The organism is Pseudomonas sputi (assembly GCF_021603585.1).
Taxonomy (GTDB): domain Bacteria; phylum Pseudomonadota; class Gammaproteobacteria; order Pseudomonadales; family Pseudomonadaceae; genus Aquipseudomonas; species Aquipseudomonas sputi.
The window spans coordinates 1-20,977 of record NZ_BQHI01000004.1 but is presented as its reverse complement, the minus strand read 5'-3'; the positions used below and the strand labels follow the sequence as shown (position 1 = coordinate 20,977).

At 61.7% G+C, this 20,977-nt stretch carries 16 protein-coding genes; 5 read left to right on the top strand and 11 right to left on the bottom strand.

Features of this window, described 5'->3' with window-relative positions; all coding sequences use genetic code 11:
- Window positions 1-5: 5 nt before the first annotated feature.
- The 5 genes from L6D81_RS07010 to tpx form a co-directional block, all read right to left on the bottom strand.
- Window positions 6-1,475, bottom strand: coding sequence for an efflux transporter outer membrane subunit (locus tag L6D81_RS07010; RefSeq protein ID WP_236178438.1), 1,470 nt, complete (start codon window positions 1,473-1,475; stop codon window positions 6-8).
- Window positions 1,472-4,579, bottom strand: coding sequence for an efflux RND transporter permease subunit (locus tag L6D81_RS07005; protein ID WP_236178437.1), 3,108 nt, complete (start codon window positions 4,577-4,579; stop codon window positions 1,472-1,474). The genes L6D81_RS07010 and L6D81_RS07005 overlap by 4 nt, the downstream gene beginning before the upstream one ends.
- On the bottom strand, window positions 4,576-7,680 hold the full coding sequence (locus L6D81_RS07000; RefSeq protein ID WP_236178436.1) for an MdtB/MuxB family multidrug efflux RND transporter permease subunit: 3,105 nt from the start codon (window positions 7,678-7,680) through the stop codon (window positions 4,576-4,578). Before L6D81_RS07000 ends, L6D81_RS07005 begins: the two co-directional genes overlap by 4 nt.
- Window positions 7,677-8,984: an MdtA/MuxA family multidrug efflux RND transporter periplasmic adaptor subunit gene (locus L6D81_RS06995; RefSeq protein WP_236178435.1), complete on the bottom strand. Its 1,308-nt coding sequence runs from the start codon at window positions 8,982-8,984 to the stop codon at window positions 7,677-7,679. The genes L6D81_RS07000 and L6D81_RS06995 overlap by 4 nt, the downstream gene beginning before the upstream one ends.
- A 188-nt stretch (window positions 8,985-9,172) precedes the next feature.
- The gene (gene tpx / locus L6D81_RS06990; RefSeq protein WP_236178434.1) at window positions 9,173-9,673 is read right to left on the bottom strand and encodes a thiol peroxidase; all 501 of its coding nucleotides are present in this window, start codon (window positions 9,671-9,673) and stop codon (window positions 9,173-9,175) included.
- A gap of 271 nt (window positions 9,674-9,944) precedes the next feature.
- Here tpx and L6D81_RS06985 point away from each other — a divergent pair, with 271 nt between their 5' ends.
- From L6D81_RS06985 to L6D81_RS06975, 3 genes are all read left to right on the top strand, one after another.
- Window positions 9,945-10,370: a YciI family protein gene (locus L6D81_RS06985; protein WP_236178433.1), complete on the top strand. Its 426-nt coding sequence runs from the start codon at window positions 9,945-9,947 to the stop codon at window positions 10,368-10,370.
- Between the two features lie 149 nt (window positions 10,371-10,519).
- Window positions 10,520-12,166: a J domain-containing protein gene (locus tag L6D81_RS06980; protein ID WP_236178432.1), complete on the top strand. Its 1,647-nt coding sequence runs from the start codon at window positions 10,520-10,522 to the stop codon at window positions 12,164-12,166.
- Window positions 12,163-13,158 carry a DUF3829 domain-containing protein gene (locus L6D81_RS06975; RefSeq protein ID WP_236178431.1) on the top strand — a complete coding sequence of 332 codons (996 nt, stop codon included), beginning with the start codon at window positions 12,163-12,165 and terminating at the stop codon, window positions 13,156-13,158. The genes L6D81_RS06980 and L6D81_RS06975 overlap by 4 nt, the downstream gene beginning before the upstream one ends.
- Window positions 13,159-13,207: 49 nt before the next feature.
- Here the strand turns inward: L6D81_RS06975 and L6D81_RS06970 are convergent, their stop codons facing one another.
- The 4 genes from L6D81_RS06970 to L6D81_RS06955 form a co-directional block, all read right to left on the bottom strand.
- Window positions 13,208-13,879 (bottom strand): DUF3313 domain-containing protein, encoded by a 672-nt coding sequence (locus L6D81_RS06970; protein WP_236178430.1) that lies wholly within the window; start codon window positions 13,877-13,879, stop codon window positions 13,208-13,210.
- A 147-nt stretch (window positions 13,880-14,026) separates the two neighbouring features.
- Window positions 14,027-15,001 (bottom strand): hypothetical protein, encoded by a 975-nt coding sequence (locus L6D81_RS06965; protein WP_236178429.1) that lies wholly within the window; start codon window positions 14,999-15,001, stop codon window positions 14,027-14,029.
- Between the two features lie 129 nt (window positions 15,002-15,130).
- Window positions 15,131-15,610 (bottom strand): DUF934 domain-containing protein, encoded by a 480-nt coding sequence (locus tag L6D81_RS06960; RefSeq protein ID WP_236178428.1) that lies wholly within the window; start codon window positions 15,608-15,610, stop codon window positions 15,131-15,133.
- Window positions 15,607-17,280 carry a nitrite/sulfite reductase gene (locus L6D81_RS06955; protein ID WP_236178427.1) on the bottom strand — a complete coding sequence of 558 codons (1,674 nt, stop codon included), beginning with the start codon at window positions 17,278-17,280 and terminating at the stop codon, window positions 15,607-15,609. The genes L6D81_RS06960 and L6D81_RS06955 overlap by 4 nt, the downstream gene beginning before the upstream one ends.
- 323 nt (window positions 17,281-17,603) lie before the next feature.
- Here L6D81_RS06955 and ccoN point away from each other — a divergent pair, with 323 nt between their 5' ends.
- A complete protein-coding gene (ccoN, locus tag L6D81_RS06950; protein ID WP_236178426.1) occupies window positions 17,604-19,031 on the top strand; it encodes a cytochrome-c oxidase, cbb3-type subunit I in 1,428 nt (475 codons plus the stop codon).
- A 15-nt stretch (window positions 19,032-19,046) separates the two neighbouring features.
- A complete protein-coding gene (locus L6D81_RS06945; protein ID WP_236178425.1) occupies window positions 19,047-19,268 on the top strand; it encodes a cbb3-type cytochrome c oxidase subunit 3 in 222 nt (73 codons plus the stop codon).
- A gap of 65 nt (window positions 19,269-19,333) precedes the next feature.
- On the opposite strand, the gene L6D81_RS06940 is transcribed toward L6D81_RS06945, so the two are convergent.
- Both L6D81_RS06940 and L6D81_RS06935 read right to left on the bottom strand, forming a co-directional pair.
- Window positions 19,334-19,825, bottom strand: coding sequence for a hypothetical protein (locus L6D81_RS06940; protein ID WP_236178424.1), 492 nt, complete (start codon window positions 19,823-19,825; stop codon window positions 19,334-19,336).
- Window positions 19,826-19,941: 116 nt separating this feature from the next.
- Window positions 19,942-20,451, bottom strand: coding sequence for a GNAT family N-acetyltransferase (locus tag L6D81_RS06935; RefSeq protein WP_236178423.1), 510 nt, complete (start codon window positions 20,449-20,451; stop codon window positions 19,942-19,944).
- Window positions 20,452-20,977: the final 526 nt, after the last annotated feature.

Below are 20,977 nucleotides of genomic sequence, written 5' to 3'. Positions count from 1 at the left end.
TCACGTCAGCGGTTATCCGTGGTTTCCAGCTGCCCGTCCCAGCCACCGCCCAGCGCCGCAATCAGCTGCACACTGGCAATCAAACGGCTCTGCAGAATATTCAGGACTGTGCGTTCATTGCTCAGCGCCGTCGCCTGCACCGTCACTACATCGAGATAAGCAATCACCCCGGCCTTGTACTGGTTTTCGGTCAGGCGCAGCGAATCCCGTGCCGCGTCGAGGGCTTCCTGGCGCACGGCCGCTTCGTCTTCGTACACCTTCAATTGCACCAGATAGTTTTCCACCTCGCGGAAACCGTCGAGCACCGTCTGGCGGTATTTGGCCACGGTCTGGTCGTACACGGCTTCGGTGCGGTCGACTTCGGCCGAACGGATGCCGCCGTCGAACAGCGGCAAGGTCATTTTCGGCCCCACCGACCAGAAGCGGTTCGGCAGGCTGATGAGGTTCTGCGAGGTACTGCTGCTGTAGCCGCCGCTCATACTCAGGCTGAAATCCGGGTAGTACGCAGCCTTGGCCACGCCGATGTTGGCGTTGGCAGCCATCACCGAGCGCTCGGCCGAGGCGATGTCCGGGCGGCGCTCGAGCAACTGCGACGGCAGGCTCAGCGGGATCTGCGGCAGCGTGGGAATGTCCTGGGTTTCGGCAATGTTGAATTCGGCGGGCGGCTGGCCGGTCAGCACCGCGATGGCGTTTTCGAACTGCGCCCGCTGCCAGATCAGGTCCACCAGATCGCCCTGGGTGGTTTTCAGCTGGGTCTGCGCCTGGGCTACCGCATCGCGCCCGGAAACCCCGGCGTTGTACTGGTTCATGGTCATTTTCAGCGAGCGCTCGTAAGCCGCCACTGTCGATTCGAGCAAACGTTTCTGCTGATCGATCACCCGCAATTGCAGGTAGTTCTGCACCAGCTCCGACTGCTGGCTCAAACGCATCGCCGCCAGATCGGCGTAGCTCGCCTGGGCGCTGGCCTCATTGGCTTCCAGGCCACGACGCAGCTTGCCCCAGACATCCGCTTCCCAGCTCACGCCCAGTTGCGCGCTGTAGGTGTCACGAATGCCGCTGGAGGAACTGCTCAGGCTCGAACTGCTGCTGCCGGTGCCCTGGCTGGAACGGGTCTTGCCGGCACTCAGATCAACGCTCGGGTAAAACGCCCCGCGCGCGCTGCGTACCAACGCCTGGGCCTGACGGTACTGGGCTTCGGACTGGGCGACAGTCTGGTTGGAACTGTTGAGTTTCTCGATCAGCTCGTTGAGCTGACGATCGCCATACAGCTCCCACCAGGCACCGCGCGCCAGGGAATCGCTCGGGTTGGCCTGACGCCAGCCTTCGGCTTCCTTGTACTGGGCGATTTCGGCGGTCTGCGGGCGCTGATAATCCGGGCCGACAGCGCAGGCACTGAGCATCGCCACGCACAGTGACAGGCTCAACAAACGCGAGCCGCGCACACTGGCCAGTTGGATAAGCGAACGATCATTCATAGCGGAGTTTCCAGAGCGGCATCGGTACGCACGCCACGCCACCTGTTGAAACGATGGCGCAACTTGTCGAGATAGAGGTAAACCACAGGCGTGGTGTAAAGGGTCAGCACCTGGCTGAAAACCAGCCCGCCGATGATGGTCAGGCCCAGCGGCTGACGCATTTCCGCGCCTTCGGCCCGGCCCAGCAGCAACGGCAAGGCGCCAAGGATCGCCGCCAGCGTGGTCATCAGGATCGGTCGCAAGCGTTGCAGACAGGCGCTGCGGATCGACTCCTGCGGCGCCATGCCCTCATGACGCTCCAGTTGCAGCGCCAGGTCGATCATCAGGATTGCGTTTTTCTTCACCACGCCGATCAGCAGGAACAGTCCGAGCAGCGAGATCAGACTGAACTCGCCGCCCAGCACATAGATCGACAGCAACGCGCCGACCCCGGCCGACGGCAGCGTCGACAGGATCGTCAGCGGGTGAATGTAGCTTTCATACAGCACGCCCAGCACCAGATACACCGCCAGCAGCGCACCGAGGATCATGAACGGCTGGCCCTTCTGGGTGGCGGCGAACGCATCGGCGGTGCCGGCCATTTTCACGATCACGTCTTCCGGCAGGCCAAGTTTGGCAATCGCCCGCTCGATGGCGGCACTGCCCTGCTCTACCGTCACACCTTCGGCCATGTCGAAGGAAATGCTCTCGGAGGCGAACTGGCCTTCGTGGCTGACCCGGTCGTCTTCCAGGCTGTTTTCATAGTGAGCGAAGGTCGACAGCGGAATCCGCGCACCGTCGGCGGTAATCACCTGAACCTGTTTGAGTGTCACCGGATCCTGGGCGTATTTCGGATTGACCTCCATCACCACCTGATACTGGTTGAGGCTGTCGTAAATCGTGGAGATCTGCCGCTGGCTGTAGGCATTGTTGAGCACCGCCGTGACCATCTCCATGTCCACGCCCAGGCGCTTGGCCTGATCGCGGTCGACGATCAATGTCACTTGCTGCGCACCCGCCCCTTCGCGGGCGTCGATGGCGGTCAGCTCGGGCAAGGCCCGCAGCGCGGTGACCACTTTCGGGTACCACTCGCGCAACTCACCCAGATCACCGCTTTGCAGAATGTAGCTGTACTGCGAAGTGGTCTGCTCGCGGCCGCCGCCAAATTGCAGGTCCTGGTCGGCCATCAGCATCAACTGCGCACCGGCCACCTTGGGCATTTCCTTGCGCAGGCGCTCGATAACCTTCTGCGCCGAGATATTGCGCTCCTTGATCGGTTTCAGGCGCACCAGCATGAAGGCGTTGTTGGTGCCGTTGGTGCCACCGATGAACCCGGCGACACTCTCGACCGCTTCGTCCTTGAGCACGGCGCGGCGGAAGGTCTCCATTTTCGGCTGCATCACGCTGAACGACAGGCCGTCGTCACCACGCACGAAACCGATCAACTGGCCGGTGTCCTGCTGCGGCATGAAGGTTTTCGGCACCACCACATAGAGGGCAATGTTCACCCCGACGGTGATGATCAGGCTCAGCAAGGTCAGGCGCCGGTGACGCAACACCCAGTCGAGGCTGGTGGCGTATTTGCCGACCATCCAGTCGTTGGTGCGGCGGCTCCAGCGTTGCAAGCGGTTTTCCTTGCCCGGCGTATGGGGTTTGAGCCAGCGGGCGCAGAGCATCGGGGTCAGCGTCAGGGAAACCACCAGCGACACCACGATGGCCGCCGCCAGGGTGATGGAAAATTCACGGAACAGGCTTTCGATGATCCCGCCCATGAACAGGATCGACAGGAACACCGCCACCAGCGAAACGTTCATCGACAGCAAGGTGAAACCGACTTCCTTGGCCCCGAGGTAGGCGGCCTTCATCGGTTTGACGCCTTCGTCGATATGCCGGGAAATGTTCTCCAGCACCACGATGGCGTCGTCCACCACCAGCCCGGTGGCGAGAATCAGCGCCATCAGCGACAGGTTGTTCAGCGAGAATCCGTAGAGGTACATCACCGCAAAGGTGCCGACCAGCGACACTGGCACCGCCAATGTCGGAATCAGGGACGCACGGAAGTTACCGAGGAACAGGAACACCACCAGGATCACCAGTGCAACGGCGATCAGCAGGGTCATTTCCGCTTCGTGCAGGGTGGCCTTGATTACCGGCGAGCGGTCCATCGCCAGGTTCAGTTTGACGCTGGCCGGCAGCACCGCCTGCAACGCCGGCAACTGGGCCTTGATCTCATTGACCGTCTCGATGATGTTGGCGCCGGCCTGGCGGTTGATCACCAGCAGCACCGCCGCGTCATCGTTGAAGAAACCACTGTTGTAGCGGTCTTCCACGCCGTCACTGACCTTGGCCACGTCCTTCAGGCGCAGCGCCGCGCCGCCGTTGTAGTGGATGATCAGCGATTCATAATCCTTGGCTTTCTCCAGCTGGTCGTTGGCCTGGATCTGCCACAGACGCTGGTCGTCTTCGACCGAGCCCTTGGGCCGGCGCACGTTGGCTTCGGCGATGGTCTTGCGCACATCGTCGAGCGCTACGCCGTACTGGTTCAGTGCCTGGGGTTCGAGCTCGATGCGCACCGCCGGCAGGGAGCTGCCGCCGATCTGCACTTCACCGACGCCCTGCACCTGGGACAGGCTCTGGGACAGGATGGTCGAGGCCAGGTCATAGAGCTGGCCTTTTTCCAGCACGTCCGAGGTCAGCGACAGCACCATGATCGGTGCCTGCGACGGGTTGACCTTCTTGTAGGTCGGCATGCTGCGCATCCCGCTCGGCAGCAGGTTGCGCGAGGCGTTGATCGCCGCCTGCACTTCCCGCGCCGCGCCGTTGATGTCGCGGTCGAGGTCGAATTGCAGGATGACCCGGGTCGAGCCCTGGCTGGAGCGGCTGCTCATGGTGTTGACGCCGGCGATGGCGCCGAACGAGCGCTCCAGCGGCGTGGCCACGGTGGACGCCATGACCTCCGGACTGGCGCCGGGCAGGCTGGCCTGCACCACGATCACCGGGAAGTCCATTTGCGGCAGCGGCGACACCGGCAGCAGACCGAAGCTCACGCCGCCCAGCAGCATGATCGCCAGGCTCAGGAGCATGGTCGCCACCGGGCGTTTGATGAAAGGACCGGACAGGTTCATGGCTGTTCCACCGGCTCCACGGCTGACGGTGCACGGCCCCAGCGCCGGCCGAGACGATCGAAGTACAGGTAGATCACCGGCGTGGTGAACAGCGTCAGCACCTGGCTCACCAGCAACCCACCGACCATCACCAGCCCCAGCGGTTGACGCAATTCAGCACCGGAACCGGTCGCCAGCATCAATGGCACCGCGCCGAACAGCGCCGCCAGCGTCGTCATCAGAATCGGCCGGAAGCGCAACAGCGCCGCCTGATAGATCGCCTGCTCCGGCGCCATGCCCTGAGTGCGTTCGGCGTCGAGGGCGAAGTCGATCATCATGATCGCGTTCTTCTTCACGATACCGATCAGCAGAATGATGCCGATGATCGCGATCATGCCCAGGTCATTGCCGCTGAGCAGCAAGGCCAGCAAGGCACCGACCGCCGCCGACGGCAACGTCGATAGGATGGTGATCGGGTGGATGTAGCTCTCGTAAAGCACGCCGAGCACGATGTACATGGTCACCACCGCCGCCAGGATCAGCAGCAAGGTGCTCGACAGCGATGCCTGGAACGCTTCGGCTGCGCCCTGGAACTGGGTCTGCACGCCGATCGGCATGCCGATGTCCTTCTGCACCTGCTCGATGATGTCCACCGCATGCCCGAGCGCCACGCCGGGTGCGAGGTTGAACGACATCATTACCGCCGGGAACTGGCCGATGTGGGTGATCGCCAGTTGTGCCTGCCGCTCCTCGACGCGGGCCAGACTCGACAACCGCACCTGACCGCCATCGGTGGTCTTGACGTGAATCTGATCCAGCGCCTGGGGGCCGATTTTCTCCCCGGCCTGAGCCTGCAGCACCACGCGGTACTGGCTGGCCTGGGTGTAAATGGTCGAGATCTGCCGCTGGCCGAACGCGTCATACAGCGCGTCGGTGATGTTCGACACCGACACACCCAGCCGTGAAGCGGCATCGCGGTCGATCACCAGGAACACCTGCAAGCCCTTGTCCTGCAAATCGCTGGCGACGTCGGTCAGTTCCGGACGCTGGGCCAGTGCCTCGACCAGACGGCCGCTCCACAGGCTGAGCAATTCGGAATCCGGCGAGGACATGCTGAACTCGTACTGGGTACGGCTGACGCGGTCTTCAATGGTCAGATCCTGCACCGGCTGCATGAACAGGCGGATGCCCACCAGTTTGTCCAGTTGCGGTTGCAGGCGCGCAATCACCTCGGTCGCGGTCAGATCGCGTTGGCCATGGGGCTTGAGGTTGATCAGCAATCGACCGCTGTTGAGTGTGGCGTTGTCACCGTCGACACCGATGTAGGACGACAGGCTTTCCACTGCCGGATCGTCGAGAATCACCTTGGCCAGCGCCTGCTGACGCTCACTCATGGCGGCGAAGGAAATCGACTGCGGCGCTTCGGAGATACCCTGGATCACCCCGGTGTCCTGCACCGGGAAGAAGCCCTTGGGCACCACCATATACAGGAACACGGTCAGGGCCAGCGTACCAATGGCCACCAGCAGGGTCAGCGGCTGGTGCTTGAGCACCCACTGCAACTTGCGCCCGTAAGCGGCGATCATCCAGTCGATGAACGCACCACTGGCGCGGTAGAAACGGCCCTGTTCGTGTGCTTCCGGTTCACGCTTGAGCAGACGCGCGCACATCATCGGCGTCAGGGTCAGCGAGACCACCAGGGAAATCAGGATCGCCACCGCCAGGGTGATGGCGAACTCGCGGAACAACCGCCCTACGACGTCGGCCATAAACAGCAGCGGAATCAGCACCGCAATCAGCGACAGGGTCAGGGAAATCAGGGTGAAGCCGATCTGCTTCGCGCCCTTGAGCGCAGCCTGCATCGGACTGTCACCCTCCTCGATGAAACGTGCGATGTTTTCCAGCATCACGATCGCATCGTCGACCACAAAACCGGTGGCGATAGTCAGCGCCATCAGCGTCAGGTTGTTGACCGAGAACCCCGCCAGATACATCACGCCGAATGTACCAATCAGCGACAGCGGCACGGCCACCGACGGAATGATCGTGGCACTGGCGCGGCGCAGGAACAGGAACGTCACCATCACCACCAGCGCAATGGCGATCAGCAGTTCATGTTGCACGTCAGTGACCGAGGCACGGATGGTCTGGGTGCGGTCGGTCAGCACGACCACGTCGAGGCCGGCCGGCAGGTTGTCGGTGATGCTCGGCAGCAGCGCCTTGATCCGGTCGACCACTTCGATCACGTTGGCGCCCGGCTGACGCTGAATGTTCAGCAGCACGGCCTGATTCTGGTTGGCCCACGCCGCCAGACGCTCGTTCTCGGCGCCGTCGACGATCTGTGCGACATCCTTGAGCCGCAGCGGTGCGCCGTTGGCGTAGGCGAGGATCAGGTTGGCGTAATCCTTGGGCGACGTCAGTTGGTCGTTGGCGTCGAGCATCGACACTCGGGTCGGGCCGTCGAAGTTGCCCTTGGGCTGGTTGACGTTGGACGCACTGATCAGCGTGCGCACGTCCGACAGGTTCAGGCCGTTGGCGGCGAGTGCCTCGGGATTGACCTTGATCCGCACTGCCTGACGCTGGCCGCCGGCGATGCTGACCATGCCGACGCCGCTGATCTGGGCAATTTTCTGCGCCATGCGCGTATCGACCAGATCATTGAGTTTGGGCAGCAACATGGTTTTCGAGGTGATGGCCAGGGTCAGCACCGGGGTGTCTGCCGGGTTGACCTTGTTGTACACCGGCGGCGCCGGCAAATCGGTCGGCAACAGGTTGGTCGCGGCGTTGATCGCGGCCTGCACCTGCTGTTCGGCGACATCCATGTTGATGTCGAGGCTGAAACGCAGGGTCAGCACCGAGGCACCACCGGAGCTGGTCGAGGCCATTTGCGTGAGGCCCGGCATCTGCCCGAACTGGCGTTCCAGCGGCGCGGTGACGGCGCTGGTCATCACGTCCGGGCTGGCGCCCGGATACAAAGTCATGACCCGGATCGTCGGGTAATCGACCTGGGGCAAGGCCGAGACCGGCAACAGGCGATAGGCAATCAGACCGGCCAGCACGATGGCCAGCATGCTCAGCGTGGTGGCGACCGGGCGGAGGATGAACAGACGCGAAATGTTCATGCGCCCTTCTTGGCCTTGTCGGTGACGGTGGCGTCAGGTGCGGTGGCGGCCGACTTGCCTTGCAGGTGTTCGGTCGGCGTGGTCGGCACGTCCTTGCTGTCGTTGACCACTTCCACTTCGCTGCCTTCCTTCAAGCGGTCAGTGCCTTCCAGCACCACCCGGTCGCCGGCGGCCAGGCCTTCGGTGATTACGGTGTTTTCGCCGTCGCTGGCACCGATCTTCAATTGGCGGATGGTGACTTTCTTGTCGCCATCCAGTGCGTAGACGAAGGTGCCGTTGGTGCCGAACTGAATGGCGGCCGACGGCGCGAGCACCACACCTTTCAAGGTGTCAGCGAGCAGGTGAACGTTGACGAACTGGTTGGGGAACAGCGACTGATCGCGGTTTTCGTAGCGAGCCTTGAATTTCAGGGTGCCGGTGGTCACGTCGATCTGGTTGTCGAGGCTTTGCAGCACGCCGGTGGCCTGCAGTTTGGTGTCGCCGCGATCCCAGGCTTCGGCAGGCAGCTTGGCGCCGCTGCGGTAGCGGGCAAGTACGGTGTCCAGGCTGTTTTCCGGCAGGGTAAAGGCGACGCTGATCGGTTGGGTCTGGGTGATGACCGCCAGGGAGGTCGTGTCGTTCGCCGCCACCAGGTTGCCGACGTCGAGCTGACGCAGGCCGACGCGACCGGTAATCGGTGCGCGGATCTTGGTGAATTCGAGATTGAGCTTGGCGTCGTTGACCGCCGCCTGATTGGTCTTCACGGTGCCGAGGTACTGGCCGACCAGCGCTTCGGCGGTGTCCAGCGTCTGCTTGGCGATGCTGTCTTCCTTATACAGGCCGCGATAGCGCTCGACATCGACCTGGGCGTTCCTCAACTGTGCCTGATTCTGCAGCAAGGTGCCTTCAGCCTGGAGCAAGGCGTTCTGGTACGGGCGCGGGTCGATTTCCGCCAGCAGGTCGCCGGCCTTGACCATCTGCCCTTCCTCGAAATAAATCTTCACCAGCTCGCCACCGACCCGGCTGCGCACATTGATGGTGTTGAGTGCCGTCACCGTGCCCAGGGCCTTGTAGTACAGCGGGAAGTCCCCGGTGACCGCCGGCGCCACGCGCACCGGAATCGGCCCCGCGGCCCCGCCGAAGCCCGGACGCATCATCCCCGAACGGCCGGTGTGGCCGGCCTGCGCCTTCTCGCCGCCCTCCTTGTGGGTCGAACCGGCGGGCCAGAATTTCCAGCACAGACCGGCAATGACCAGCAGGACGAGCAGGCTCAACAGCCAGCGACGGGAGTTTCGGGAAGACGATTGCATGGAGTGATTAACCATTGGGCGCGTGGGCTTCTTTTACGGGAGGCTGAACGATAAGCACTGGTGGGGATTTAGCAAAGCAGCTTTACCGGCAATTTACCTTCCACTTACGTTTCAAGGTGTGAGGCAAAACACTGATACACAAATGAAAACGGCCTGGACAGGGCCAGGCCGTTAACAATTGTAAAGCGCTTATTTCAGAACATTTACTTCAATACAGCGAGTGCCGCATCGTAGTCAGGCTCTTCTGCAATTTCCTTGACCAGTTCGCTGTGCAGGACGTTGTCGTTTTCGTCCAGAACAACCACCGCACGGGCGGTCAGGCCTTTCAGCGGGCCGTCAGCGATGGCCACGCCGTAGTTCTCGAGGAACTCGGTGCCGCGCAGGGTCGACAGGTTTTGTACGTTTTCCAGGCCTTCGGCGCCGCAGAAACGAGCCTGGGCGAACGGCAGGTCAGCCGAGATGCACAGCACCACAGTGTTGCTGATGTCGTTGGCCTGAGCGTTGAACTTGCGCACGGAGGTGGCGCAGGTCGGGGTGTCGACGCTTGGGAAGATGTTCAGCACTTTGCGCTTGCCGGCGAAGTCTTTCAGGGTGACGTCGGACAGATTGCCGGCTACCAGGGAAAAGGCTGGCGCCTTGGAACCGGCTTGTGGCAGTTGGCCGTTGACTTGAACCGGGTTGCCTTTGAGCGTGACTTGAGCCATGAACGGAGTCCTTCTTAACGTTGTTGGGAAAGCATGCAAGAGGCGGAAGTTAACCACGAAATTGTCCGACGACCTATGCCTGAACCGAAATTGTCATGTGCTGGCACACAAAACTGGATACACGCTCTCCAGTGCCGGCCACAGCCGTGTGTCCAAAGCAAGTGAAGCTTGTGAAAGAGACAATCTGCGGCTTTTCTTTAACGACCTGTCGATTCCGACCAGAGCCGTTCGACTAAGCCATGAATCCTTCACTCACCTGCGGAGAAACACCATGCGCTTCATGATCATTGTCAAAGCCAGCCACGACTCCGAAGCCGGCGTGATGCCCAGCGAGCAATTGCTGACCGACATGGGCAACTACAACGAACAACTGGCCAAGGCCGGCATTCTTGTGTCCGCCGACGGCCTGCACCCCAGCAGCAAAGGCGCCCGCGTGCGCTTCAGCGGCGAAAACCGCAGCGTGATCGACGGCCCGTTCGCCGAAACCAAGGAGCTGATCGCCGGTTACTGGATCTGGGACGTGAAATCCAAAGAAGAAGCCATCGAATGGGTCAAGCGCTGCCCGAACCCCATGCCGGGTACTGAATCGGAAATCGAGATTCGCCAGGTGTTCAGCGCGGAAGATTTTGGCGCCGAGTTCACTCCGGAACTGCGTGAGCAGGAAGGACGCATACGCGAGCAAGCCAAAAACCACTGAGGCCCCGAATCGGGAGCGTGAGCATTTTCTGCATGGCCGATGACGATTGAGCGAGACACGAGGACTTTTCGACGCGAAACAGGTAGGGTGCGCAACATCACAATGCCACCACTGGATCGCGTCGCGGTTTTCATGGAGTTGTCATCGCAATGAGTTGCTGGACCGTCCTTGGCCTGTCGGCCGACGCCGATGTGCGCACCATCAAACGCCAATATGCCGCCCTGCTCAAACAAACCCGCCCCGACGATGACCCCGAGGGCTTCCAGCGGCTGCGCGACGCCTATGAGCAGGCGCTGGCCTACAAGGAATGGCAGCAGTATCACGAGCAGGATGAAGAACAAGCGCAGGACAAGGGCATTGAAGAATCCTGGGACCTGAGCGGCCTCACCGTGGTCGAGGTCGATGCCCTGCAACTGGCGACACGCTCGCTGGACGGGCTCAGCGTTGAAGAGCTGAAACGCCGCCATACCGTCGCCCTCGAACAAGGCTGTGCGCACATCTTGGAGGACACACTGCTGCATCACTGCATCGAGCACCCCGAGTCGTCCGACTCGCTGGTGGACTGGGCGGTGCCGACCTTTTTCTGGTTCAGCGCCTGGCAACGCCTGGAGCTGGATGAGGAATCGATCGAGCTGTTGCTGGCCCGCCAACGCGCGCGTATCACGCAACCCATGCGTAATGCCCTCGAGCGGGAAGACGTCGACGGATTTCTCCAGGCCTACGCCCGTTGCGCGGATTTCAACTGGCTGACTACTGAGCAACATCAGAAATGGTTTAACCATGCTCTGAGCCATTTGTTGCTGGATGCGCCGTTCTGGTCTCCCGAGATTTTCGAACGGGTGCGCGCCGTTCAAGGCTGGCACGGCTGCACGGGGAATCCCTGCCCTGACGGCGAATGGCAACGCCTGCTGGCTCGACAGAATGCGCCGTTTTTTGTGGCTCGCCAGCAACAGCTCGCTCTGGAACCGCCCGCCACCCCCGAACACCGCGCCGCCCGCCTGCTGCTGGGCACCGGCTCGTTCAGTGCCCGCCGTGCACTGGCCCGACGCCTGCGCGAAGACGACTGGGCGCAGTGCCGTAAGTTGAGTTCCGAGCTGTACGCCAATCACCCCAAGGTCTGCGCGCAGATGCCCGGCGGTACGGCTTTTTTCTGGCGTGACTGGGAACTGAGCTTCAATGACTGGCCGACCTACGTGGGCGTGGTGCTGGCCTGCCTGATCGGCGCGTTCACCCATTACATTCCGCTGGGTGTGCGCCTCAGTGGACTGATCAATATCGTCATGATCTCGACCGTGGTGTTTGGCGTGATCGTGGCCGGGCTCAACTGGCTGGTACACAACGTTGCCCATCGCGTATGGCGGCTGGATGACCGGCTCAGCGCAAGCCTCTGCCCCGATTTTCTCAAAGACTCGCCGCCGTTCGGGGTACTGCGCGACCTTGTGCCCGGCGCATTGATGGTGGCCGGGCTCGGCTGGTTTTTCGGCCCGATTGCCGGCGGGGTGTACGCTGCGACACTGGCGACCTTCGGGCTGGTGCGGCGCTGGCAGTCCAGGCCCCGGGTGTCCTGGGAAGAGAGCCGTCCGGCCATGAAAGTCGGCGTGACGATCCTCGGAATTTTGGTGCTGGCCCTCGTGCTCGGCGTATTCAAAGTGGTCGCCAGCCAAGGCACGGTCAATCGCAATCAGGGCCTGCAACCCTGGACCGAACGCCTGTGCAGCCGTTTGCCGGCCACCACCAGCGAATGCAGCGCACCGGCCACCGATGAACAGTGGTACGGCAAGGAGGCGCGCCCATGAGTACAAAAATCATGTTCTGTTGCGGCCTGTTCGTGGCGCTGGTGGTGATGGCCCTGACGAGTGCGACCCGGCCCTTCCTCCAGCTCGATCTCTGGCTGGACGGGCGCGATGCGCCGGTCACCGCCCAGGCCAATGCCCTGAGCCCGGTGATCGCCTGCGTCAACCGGATCGACGTGCAATGGCGAGTGGCCTACGACCGCTACAGGAATCCTCAACCGCCCTTGCCTCGCGACCAGCGCTGGTTGAAGAGCCTCAAGGATTTCGACGACAGTGACGCGTTCAATGTGCGAGACATTCAGCGCGATGTCTGCGGTCAGGGCCTCACGGAAAAACTCGAACGGCTGGACTGGCAGCCTGAACTGGCGCGACAGGCCAACGAGTACGTCCGGGCGCTGAATCACGTCACGACGACCATTCCTCCAACGCGGTTTTACCGAGAGGCGAGCTTCGTCTCCGGGTCGCAGCAGCCCTCCCCTGGAGAACTGGCTGCCATCGAGCGTGTGTCACAGGAGTACATCGGTGCCTCGACGGCTCTGCGGCAAAACCTGCTGCCCCTCGACGCCGCGCAACGTCCCGAACAGCTCAAGCTGATCGAGGCGCGTCTGGGCAGGGACATTCACTGGGACTTGCTGGCGTACATGATTCAGGCGCGTGAGACCGTCGACGTGCTCGAAGAAGCGATGAACAACCGCACCCTGACCCCGCGATTGCTGGCCGACACCACCGCAAAGCTGCAACAGGCGTGGAACCGTCGCGAACCCTGGCTCGCGCCACGCACGGGCGGATTCCAGACCAAGACCGATGCCGCACGGGATCTGTGGCTGCGCATCAGCGAGCCGGGGCAAAACTATCTCGAGGCGTTGAACACCCTGCAAGCCGACTGGCAGAACCACGCGCCGCCCCAGCGCTTGAGCGAGGATTACTACGCCGTGACCCGCCGCTACGACGGTTTGCTCAGCCATTACAACCGACTGGCGCGCGCCAACTTCTGACGCTGTGCTCACGCCGGATCGCCCTCTTGGGCGACCCGGCGTGCCGGTCTTACTTGGCCTTGAGCTTGAGGTAGGACTGATGCAGATCCGAGGCCCAGCCATCGATCACGCTTTTCACGTCATCGGCCTTCATCACCTGCGAATCGTTTTCCAGCGGTTTGCCGGTGCCTTTGCGCACCACCTGCGCCGCCACTTTGTTGGTGCCACCCTCGAGGAACACCGCTTCGGTCGCCAGGGTGGTTTCCTGGTCGCGAATGCCGCTGGCAGTGCTGACCGCTGCCGCTACCAGGGCAATCGGAATCACTTCATAGGCGTGCAGGCCTTCGGTCTTGCTGCTCACGGCGGTGATCGCCGCGCGCACCACGATCACACCCGGTCCGGGGCCTGAGGCCAGCGGCAGGGATTTGCCCAGCTCACGCTTGAGCGCCTGATCGTAGTAGCTGGTGATGCCATTGAGGGTCTGCTGCGGAATCTTCACGGTGGGTTGCGGTTTGGGATAGAGCTGGGTCGGTTCGACGTAGACGCTGGTGAATTTGCTGATATCGATTTTCGGGTCAATCCAGCGCATCACCTCAGCCCCCGACGGGGATTTGGCCTCCCTCAGCTGGCTGTAGTCCTTGAGGAAGCCTGAATACTCATCGGGTGCGACGGTTTTGCTGGAGCAACCCACCACGCCCAGCGTGGCAATGCACAGGGTGCTCATCATTACGGCTAGCTTCATGCTGTAACTCCTGTCGGAAGGCCGAATTTATTGCGTCAGGGGAGTTACAGGTATAGCTAAAACCGCGCCGTTTGCGATCAGTCACCACAATATTGCACAACACCTGGCCCGGACATCCGCCAGATCCGGGCCACTGCAGGCGCCTCGTTACCAGGTAGAGGTCTCCCCACTGCGCAACGCCATCTCCCGCCGGCTGTTGGCCCGCATCGCCTTGATCAGCGACACCGTGCCCACCAGCAGAATCGCCGCACCAAACAGAAAATCAATGTTGTACAACTGGAAATCCTGCACCGGCCCCACCAGCACCGTGCGCACCACACCGATGCCCACCAGCGTGGCAAGGAAGTCGATCCCCGGCTCATCGCGGTAGAACACCAGCAGCAACGGCAGGCACAGCACCAGCAGCATCAACAGCACCACGACCTTGAACGAGCCTTTGCGCTCGACGCTGAACGCACATTCGTGGGGGCCGTAGGCTTTGTAGTCCACGTCGCGGATCATCGAGTTTTTCTCGTTGATGTAGTCGGCGCGGTTGTACTTCTGGATCGGCGTGAAGGTATTGGACATCTCCATCAGCGTGGTGATGTTCTTGAAGCGCAGGTCGATACGCTCGCTGCCCTTGAGGTAATACAGCACCGGCTTGTAGCCGTAGCGATAGGTGTCGAAGGGAAATTCGGTGACCCGACCCTGAACGCTGATCGGGCGTGATTCGAGTTCGGCGAAGGCGCTCTTGTCGGTCGAGGCGAGGTTGCGGCTCAGGGGCAGGACTTTCACCTGTTCGAGGAAGATCGGCGTGACGCCAAACGACCACTGCAACGGCTCCAGGCGCAGACGCAGTTCGTTGCGGCCCAGGTCATAGCGGTTGAAGGTACGTTCGGAGACCACCACCGCGCCGCTGAGCATGAACTCGCCGCGCAGGTTGTTGGTGACGCGCAGGGTCAGTTGGTCCTTGCCCAGCAGCGCCGCTTCGGTGTTCGGCGGCGTGCCGCACCACGCGGTGCTTTCGCCCACGCCACCGAGCTGACCGCCACGGTTTTCGTTGAACACATAGATGTAACCGGCCCACAGCGTCACCATCAGCAGCAACGCGGTGATGCCCAGAATTTTTTTGCCCGGACTCACTGATCAGACTCCCTTCTTCGTTCCGTCGTCCAGCCGAAAACCCGCTGGCGACGGGGACTCTACCAAAAGGCCACCATCGACCCAAGGAAAAATCCCCGATTCATCAGGGTTCTAAGGGTTTCCCCTGCATCACCGGCGCCGGAACAACGGCCGCGGCTCGATCACCGAGCGCCCGTACAACACGCTCATCCCGGCCAGGCCCTTGAGCGCATCCTCGGCGGATTTGTCCTCGCGCACGGCGAAGCTGTCGAAACCGCACTGACGCATGTGGCTGAGCTGGTCGCGCAGCACATCGCCGATGGCGCGCAACTCGCCTTTCCAGCCGAAACGACTGCGCAGCAGATAGGCCTGGCTGTAGGCGCGGCCGTCGCGAAAGTTCGGGAAGTCGAGGGCGATCAGTGGCAGCGAGGTGAGCCAGGGCAGCAGACTTTCGACGTCGTCGTCCGGGCCCAGCCAGACTGCGTGGGTCGAGGGCGATTCGAGCCAGTGGGCCAGCGGCAGAATCAACATCCCGGCGCTGGAATCCGTTTCAGGCGAGCGAATCAGCGTCCACGGATCATCCAGCACGAGCCGCGCCCCACTCGCCTCCATTCGCAGCAGATTGTTCATGCCGAGGCCTCCAGCGCTTTCGGATAGACCCGCTCCTTGAACGGCTCCAGCCCAATGCGCGCCACGGTGTCGACGAACAGTTCTTCAGCCTCGCGATAACGCACGAAGGTGCCGATGATCCGTTCGATCACCAGCGGCACTTCGGCGGCGCTGAACGACGGGCCGATGACTTTGCCCAATGCGCTGTTCTTGCCCTGGGCGCCGCCGAGGGTGATCTGGTACCACTCGCTGCCGTTTTTATCGACGCCGAGAATCCCGATGTTGCCGATGTGGTGATGGCCGCAGGCGTTCATGCAGCCGGAAATGTTCAGGCTGATGTCGCCCAGATCGTGCAGGTAATCGAGGTTCTCGAAGCGCGCCTGAATCGCCTGGGCGATCGGGATAGATTTGGCATTGGCCAGCGCACAGAAATCGCCGCCGGGGCAGGCAATGATGTCGGTCAGCAGTCCGACGTTGGCGGCGCCCAGCCCCTGCTCTTTCGCTTGCTGCCACAGCGCATACAACTCGGACTTGGGCACATCCGGCAGGACGATGTTCTGCTCATGGGCGATGCGGATTTCGCCGAAGCCGAAGCGCTCGGACCAGTCGGCCACCGCCAGCATCTGCGCATCGGTGACGTCCCCCGGCGGCGAGGCCAGGCCCGGTTTGGTCGACAGCACCACGCTGGTGTAGCCCGGCACTTTATGCGGCTGCACATTGCGCGCGACCCAGCGGGCGAACGCCGGGTTGTCGGCCAGGTGCGTACCGAAATCCAGATCAGTGCCCGCCAGCGGGCGATAGCTCGGCGGCACGAAAGCACTGGCGACGCGCTGGTATTCATCCTCGGTCAGTTGCGCCGGGCCGTCCTTGAGGTGTTGCCATTCCTCTTCGACTTCCCTGGCGAACGCCTCGATGCCCAGCGCCTTGACCAGAATCTTGATCCGCGCCTTGTATTTGTTGTCGCGTCGGCCGTGGCGGTTATAGACCCGCAGCACCGCCTCGACGTAAGACAGCAAATGCTGCCACGGCAGACCGTCGCGGATCTGCAGGCCGAGTATCGGCGTGCGTCCCAGACCACCGCCGACAATTACCCGCAGCAGCATCTGGCCGTCGCGACCGGGGTAAAGGTACAGGCCGATGTCGTGCATCATGATCGCCGCGCGATCCTGCTTCGCCGAGCAGATGGCGATCTTGAACTTGCGCGGCAGGAACAGGAATTCCGGGTTGATCGTCGACCATTGCCGCAGGATTTCGGCCAGCGGACGCGGGTCGATCAGTTCGTCCGCCGCGACCCCGGCAAAGGCTTCGGTTGTGATGTTGCGCACGCAGTTGCCCGAGGTCTGGATCGCATGCATGTTGACCTGCGCCAGACGTTCGAGAATGTCCGGCACTTCGTGCAGTTCGATCCAGTTGAACTGCAGGTTCTGCCGGGTGGTGAAGTGGCCGTAGCCACGGTCGTAATCCCGGGCAATGCTCGCCAGTGTGCGCATCTGCTCAGCGCTCAGGGTGCCGTAGGGAATCGCCACCCGCAGCATGTAAGCGTGCTTTTGCAGGTACAGGCCGTTCTGCAGGCGCAGCGGCAGGAACTCTTCTTCGCTCAACTCCCCGGCCATGAAGCGCTCGACCTGATCGCGAAACTGCGCAACGCGCTCGAACACCAGCGCCCGGTCGTAATCATCGTACTGGTACATGCAGCGGCTACCTCATCAGAACTTCAGCACACTCCTGTGGGAACGAGGCTTCTAGAGATTGCGCGATCTGGCGCAATCTCTAGAAGCCTCGTTCCCACAGATTCCTGAAAGCACTATGACGTTGCAGCGCAGCCCGTTACAGATTCACCTGAACGCATAAAAACCGTATCAGGGCGCGGCAGATGGCCGCAGGCAGCGCCTGGATCTGATCCGCATAAATGAACAATTCCTGAGCCTGTTTTGTTTCCGGTGGGGTTTCTACAGTGCAGCTCGTGCCAGACCGGGTGGCCTGGCAAGACTTTGCAACCGTGGATGAACTGACCATGAGCACAGCAACAATCGGACAGGCTTATAACTACAAGGTCGTCCGCCAATTCGTCATCGCGACTGTTTTCTGGGGCGTCGTGGGCATGGCGATGGGGGTATGGATCGCCTCGCAACTGGTATGGCCGGACATGAATCTGGACCTGCCGTGGACCACCTTCGGCCGCTTGCGACCGTTGCACACCAGCCTGGTGATTTTCGGCTTCGCCGGCAGCGCGCAATTCGCCGCCAGTTACTACGCCGTGCAGCGTACCTGTCAGGTGCGGCTGTACTCGGACAAACTCGCCGCGTTCACCTTCTGGGGCTGGCAATCGGTGATCGTGATCATGCTGGTCACCCTGCCGCTGGGCTACACCACCACCAAGGAATACGCCGAGATCGAATTCTCCGGCGCGGTGTGGATGGCCGTGGTCTGGGTCGCGTATGCCGTGGTGTTCTTCACCACCGTGGTGCAGCGCAAGACCAGGCACATCTATGTCGGCAACTGGTTCTTCGGCGCGTTCATTCTGGTGATCGCCATGCTGCACGTCGTCAATCACCTATCGATTCCGGTGGACTGGTTCAAGTCCTATCCCGTGTACTCCGGCGCCACCGACGCCATGGTGCAGTGGTGGTACGGGCACAACGCGGTGGGGTTCTTCCTGACCACCGGGTTCCTCGGGATGATGTATTACTTCGTGCCCAAGCAAGTGAATCGGCCGGTGTATTCGTACCGGTTGTCGATCGTGCACTTCTGGGCGCTGATCACCCTGTACATCTGGGCCGGCCCGCACCATTTGCACTACACCGCGCTGCCGGACTGGGCGCAGTCGCTGGGCATGGCGATGTCGCTGATCCTGCTGGCGCCGAGCTGGGGCGGGATGATCAACGGCATGATGACCCTTTCAGGCGCGTGGCATAAGTTGCGCACTGACCCGATCCTGCGCTTCCTGGTTTTGTCGCTGGCGTTCTACGGCATGTCGACGTTCGAAGGCCCGATGATGGCGATCAAGACCGTCAATGCCCTCTCCCACTACACCGACTGGACCATCGGCCACGTTCACGCTGGCGCCCTTGGCTGGGTGGCGATGATCACCTTCGGCGCGACCTATCACATGGTGCCCAAGGTGTTTGGCCGCGAGCGCATGCACAGCACGCCGCTGATCAACCTGCACTTCTGGCTGGCGACCATCGGCACGGTGTTGTACATCGCCTCGATGTGGGTCAACGGGATTACCCAGGGCTTGATGTGGCGGGCGATCAACGAGGACGGCACGCTGACTTATTCGTTCGTCGAAGCGCTGCAGGCCAGCCATCCGGGGTTCGTCGTACGCTTTGCCGGCGGGGTGTTCTTCCTCAGCGGCATGTTGCTGATGGCCTATAACGTGTGGCGCACGGTGCGGGTTGCCGACGTTGCACTCGCCCATCGTGAAGCGCAGATCGCCTGATCAAGGGAGCTGGTCATGTTCGATGTTTTATTGAATGTGTTGGGTGTGGTCTTTCTATGGCTGGCGGTTGAGTACTGCTTGCGCCACGAGACGGCCGAAAGCCTGGATGAGGCGAGTCTGACGCCGTTTGCCGATGATCCGGAGGTGGCGCGGCGGGTGGAGTTGGCTACCGGTAAAACCGTGAAGGCGGTGGCGCCGGAGGTAACGAAGCCGGGGTGGGTCAATCTCGAGATGTGAGCGACTTCCAATGATCGTTCCCACGTCGAGGCGTCGAACCTTGTGCGTGGGAACGATCAAGTGTGTCAACCTCGGTCGCGGGGGATCAGGCTCTGCAGTTGCTGCGCGAGAAAATTCGCATCGAAGGCAAAGGTATCCGGGTCCTTCAAGCCATTGGTCTTGCGCCACTGCCACTCCCCGCCCGGTAGCCCCACCAACGAAACACTCCCGTAACGCGCCGCTGTCAGCCCCATCACCGCCAACGAAATCTGCCCGCCGCTGCCCATCACATCCGGCACGAACTCCACCGGTTTACCGGTAATCACGATGCTCAGCTTTTCAGTCTTGAAGGTTGAGGTCTCAACCGGGGTGCTCGGCCCGGACGCCACATAGGGTTCGCGATTTACCTCCAGCAACCCCGGCGCCTGCACCGGTTCCAGCCATTGCTGGATCTGCCCGAACAACTCGGTAATTCGTGTAGCCCAGGTCGCCGACTGCGTCTCGAACAGTTGCTTCTTGTGCGCTTCGCTGTCGGCATAGTGGCGAAGCATCTCGCCCAGTTGCTGTACGTCGTCCATTGCGGTGTTCCTTTGAGGAAGCAGTGCTGCGGACTCCGAGCATGGCAGATGCCGATGACGGCCGTGCAAGTCATTTGCCTGCTCGGTCGCCTCGTCAGCCATGAACGGACAGAAGGTCAGCGCTTACGCAGCCGCGCCATGCTCAAGGTGTCGACCCATTGCCCGTCACGCACGGCGTAATCGCGGAACAGCCCCTCTTTTTCGAAGCCGAACTTGCGATAGAGCCCGATGGCCGCCTCGTTGTCGGCGTACACCGAAAGCTCGACCCGGTGCAAATTCATCCAGTTGTCGGCCACGTCCAGCGCCGCCGCCAACAGCTTCGAACCGACACCCTTGCCCTGCCACGCCACCGCAACGGCCATGCCGACACTGCCCGCATGGCTGCGGCGAATTCGTGAATATTGCTCCAGCCCCAGATTGCCGATCACCACCCCCTGATGCAGCGCCACCAGTTGCACCACCCGCTCGTTGTCCGGCGCCAGTCGTTTGCGCCAGACCTCGGAGGTCTGAAACGGCATCTGCAACACCTGCCGGGTCACGGCCGGGTCGTTATAGAGCGCGGTGATGCCCTCAACGTGGGATTCGTTGAAGCGCTCGAGATGAATGGCGGGGTTGTGCTCAGGCATGAAAGATCCCTCCTGGATCAGTGCGTGGCCGGTCACTGTAAACCGCTTCTTCACGAACTCGCCATGACTGTTTAAAGCCGTTGACCGAAACGTCCGGCAAGCCACAACGCCTTGCGCCATTGCCTACGCATCCGCCAGAATCCGCCGGCTTGTGCGCCTTGAGGGCCGGCTCTATCGTTTCCGGGTCGCTGATGAATCAGCGATCGGGTCTCGCAGCCCGCGATCTCTAGACGCACAACATCCTCCAGTTTATGGCGGCTGTACGTGGGAGACCCTCGGGTCTGCCGGTTCTAGAGTCCCGGTCTGCGACCCGCGTATAGCTGCCACCTCTTCGTATCGCAGCGAATCGTGGCGGCTCCATGACTCTGGAGATTCAATCATGATGGGGGTGTCAGAAATTTTGTGTTCGGGCATAACATGAGTAAGAGGTGCATGTATGCCAACCAAAAAGAAACCCGCGTTGCGAGAGCTGCCAAAAATCCCGAAAGAGCTGCTTGAGCAATTCACAGATGGACCGATGACCGCT

Coding starts and splice junctions, on each gene's coding strand:
- L6D81_RS07005 (WP_236178437.1), bottom strand. CDS start 4,579: ATGAACCTGTCCGGTCCTTTCATCAAACGCCCGGTGGCGACCATGCTC.
- L6D81_RS07010 (WP_236178438.1), bottom strand. CDS start 1,475: ATGAATGATCGTTCGCTTATCCAACTGGCCAGTGTGCGCGGCTCGCGT.
- L6D81_RS06980 (WP_236178432.1), top strand. CDS start 10,520: ATGAGTTGCTGGACCGTCCTTGGCCTGTCGGCCGACGCCGATGTGCGC.
- L6D81_RS06955 (WP_236178427.1), bottom strand. CDS start 17,280: ATGTACCAGTACGATGATTACGACCGGGCGCTGGTGTTCGAGCGCGTT.
- L6D81_RS07000 (WP_236178436.1), bottom strand. CDS start 7,680: ATGAACATTTCGCGTCTGTTCATCCTCCGCCCGGTCGCCACCACGCTG.
- L6D81_RS06940 (WP_236178424.1), bottom strand. CDS start 19,825: ATGGACGACGTACAGCAACTGGGCGAGATGCTTCGCCACTATGCCGAC.
- L6D81_RS06975 (WP_236178431.1), top strand. CDS start 12,163: ATGAGTACAAAAATCATGTTCTGTTGCGGCCTGTTCGTGGCGCTGGTG.
- L6D81_RS06960 (WP_236178428.1), bottom strand. CDS start 15,610: ATGAACAATCTGCTGCGAATGGAGGCGAGTGGGGCGCGGCTCGTGCTG.
- L6D81_RS06935 (WP_236178423.1), bottom strand. CDS start 20,451: ATGCCTGAGCACAACCCCGCCATTCATCTCGAGCGCTTCAACGAATCC.
- L6D81_RS06995 (WP_236178435.1), bottom strand. CDS start 8,984: ATGGTTAATCACTCCATGCAATCGTCTTCCCGAAACTCCCGTCGCTGG.
- L6D81_RS06970 (WP_236178430.1), bottom strand. CDS start 13,879: ATGAAGCTAGCCGTAATGATGAGCACCCTGTGCATTGCCACGCTGGGC.
- L6D81_RS06945 (WP_236178425.1), top strand. CDS start 19,047: ATGTTCGATGTTTTATTGAATGTGTTGGGTGTGGTCTTTCTATGGCTG.
- tpx (WP_236178434.1), bottom strand. CDS start 9,673: ATGGCTCAAGTCACGCTCAAAGGCAACCCGGTTCAAGTCAACGGCCAA.
- L6D81_RS06985 (WP_236178433.1), top strand. CDS start 9,945: ATGCGCTTCATGATCATTGTCAAAGCCAGCCACGACTCCGAAGCCGGC.
- ccoN (WP_236178426.1), top strand. CDS start 17,604: ATGAGCACAGCAACAATCGGACAGGCTTATAACTACAAGGTCGTCCGC.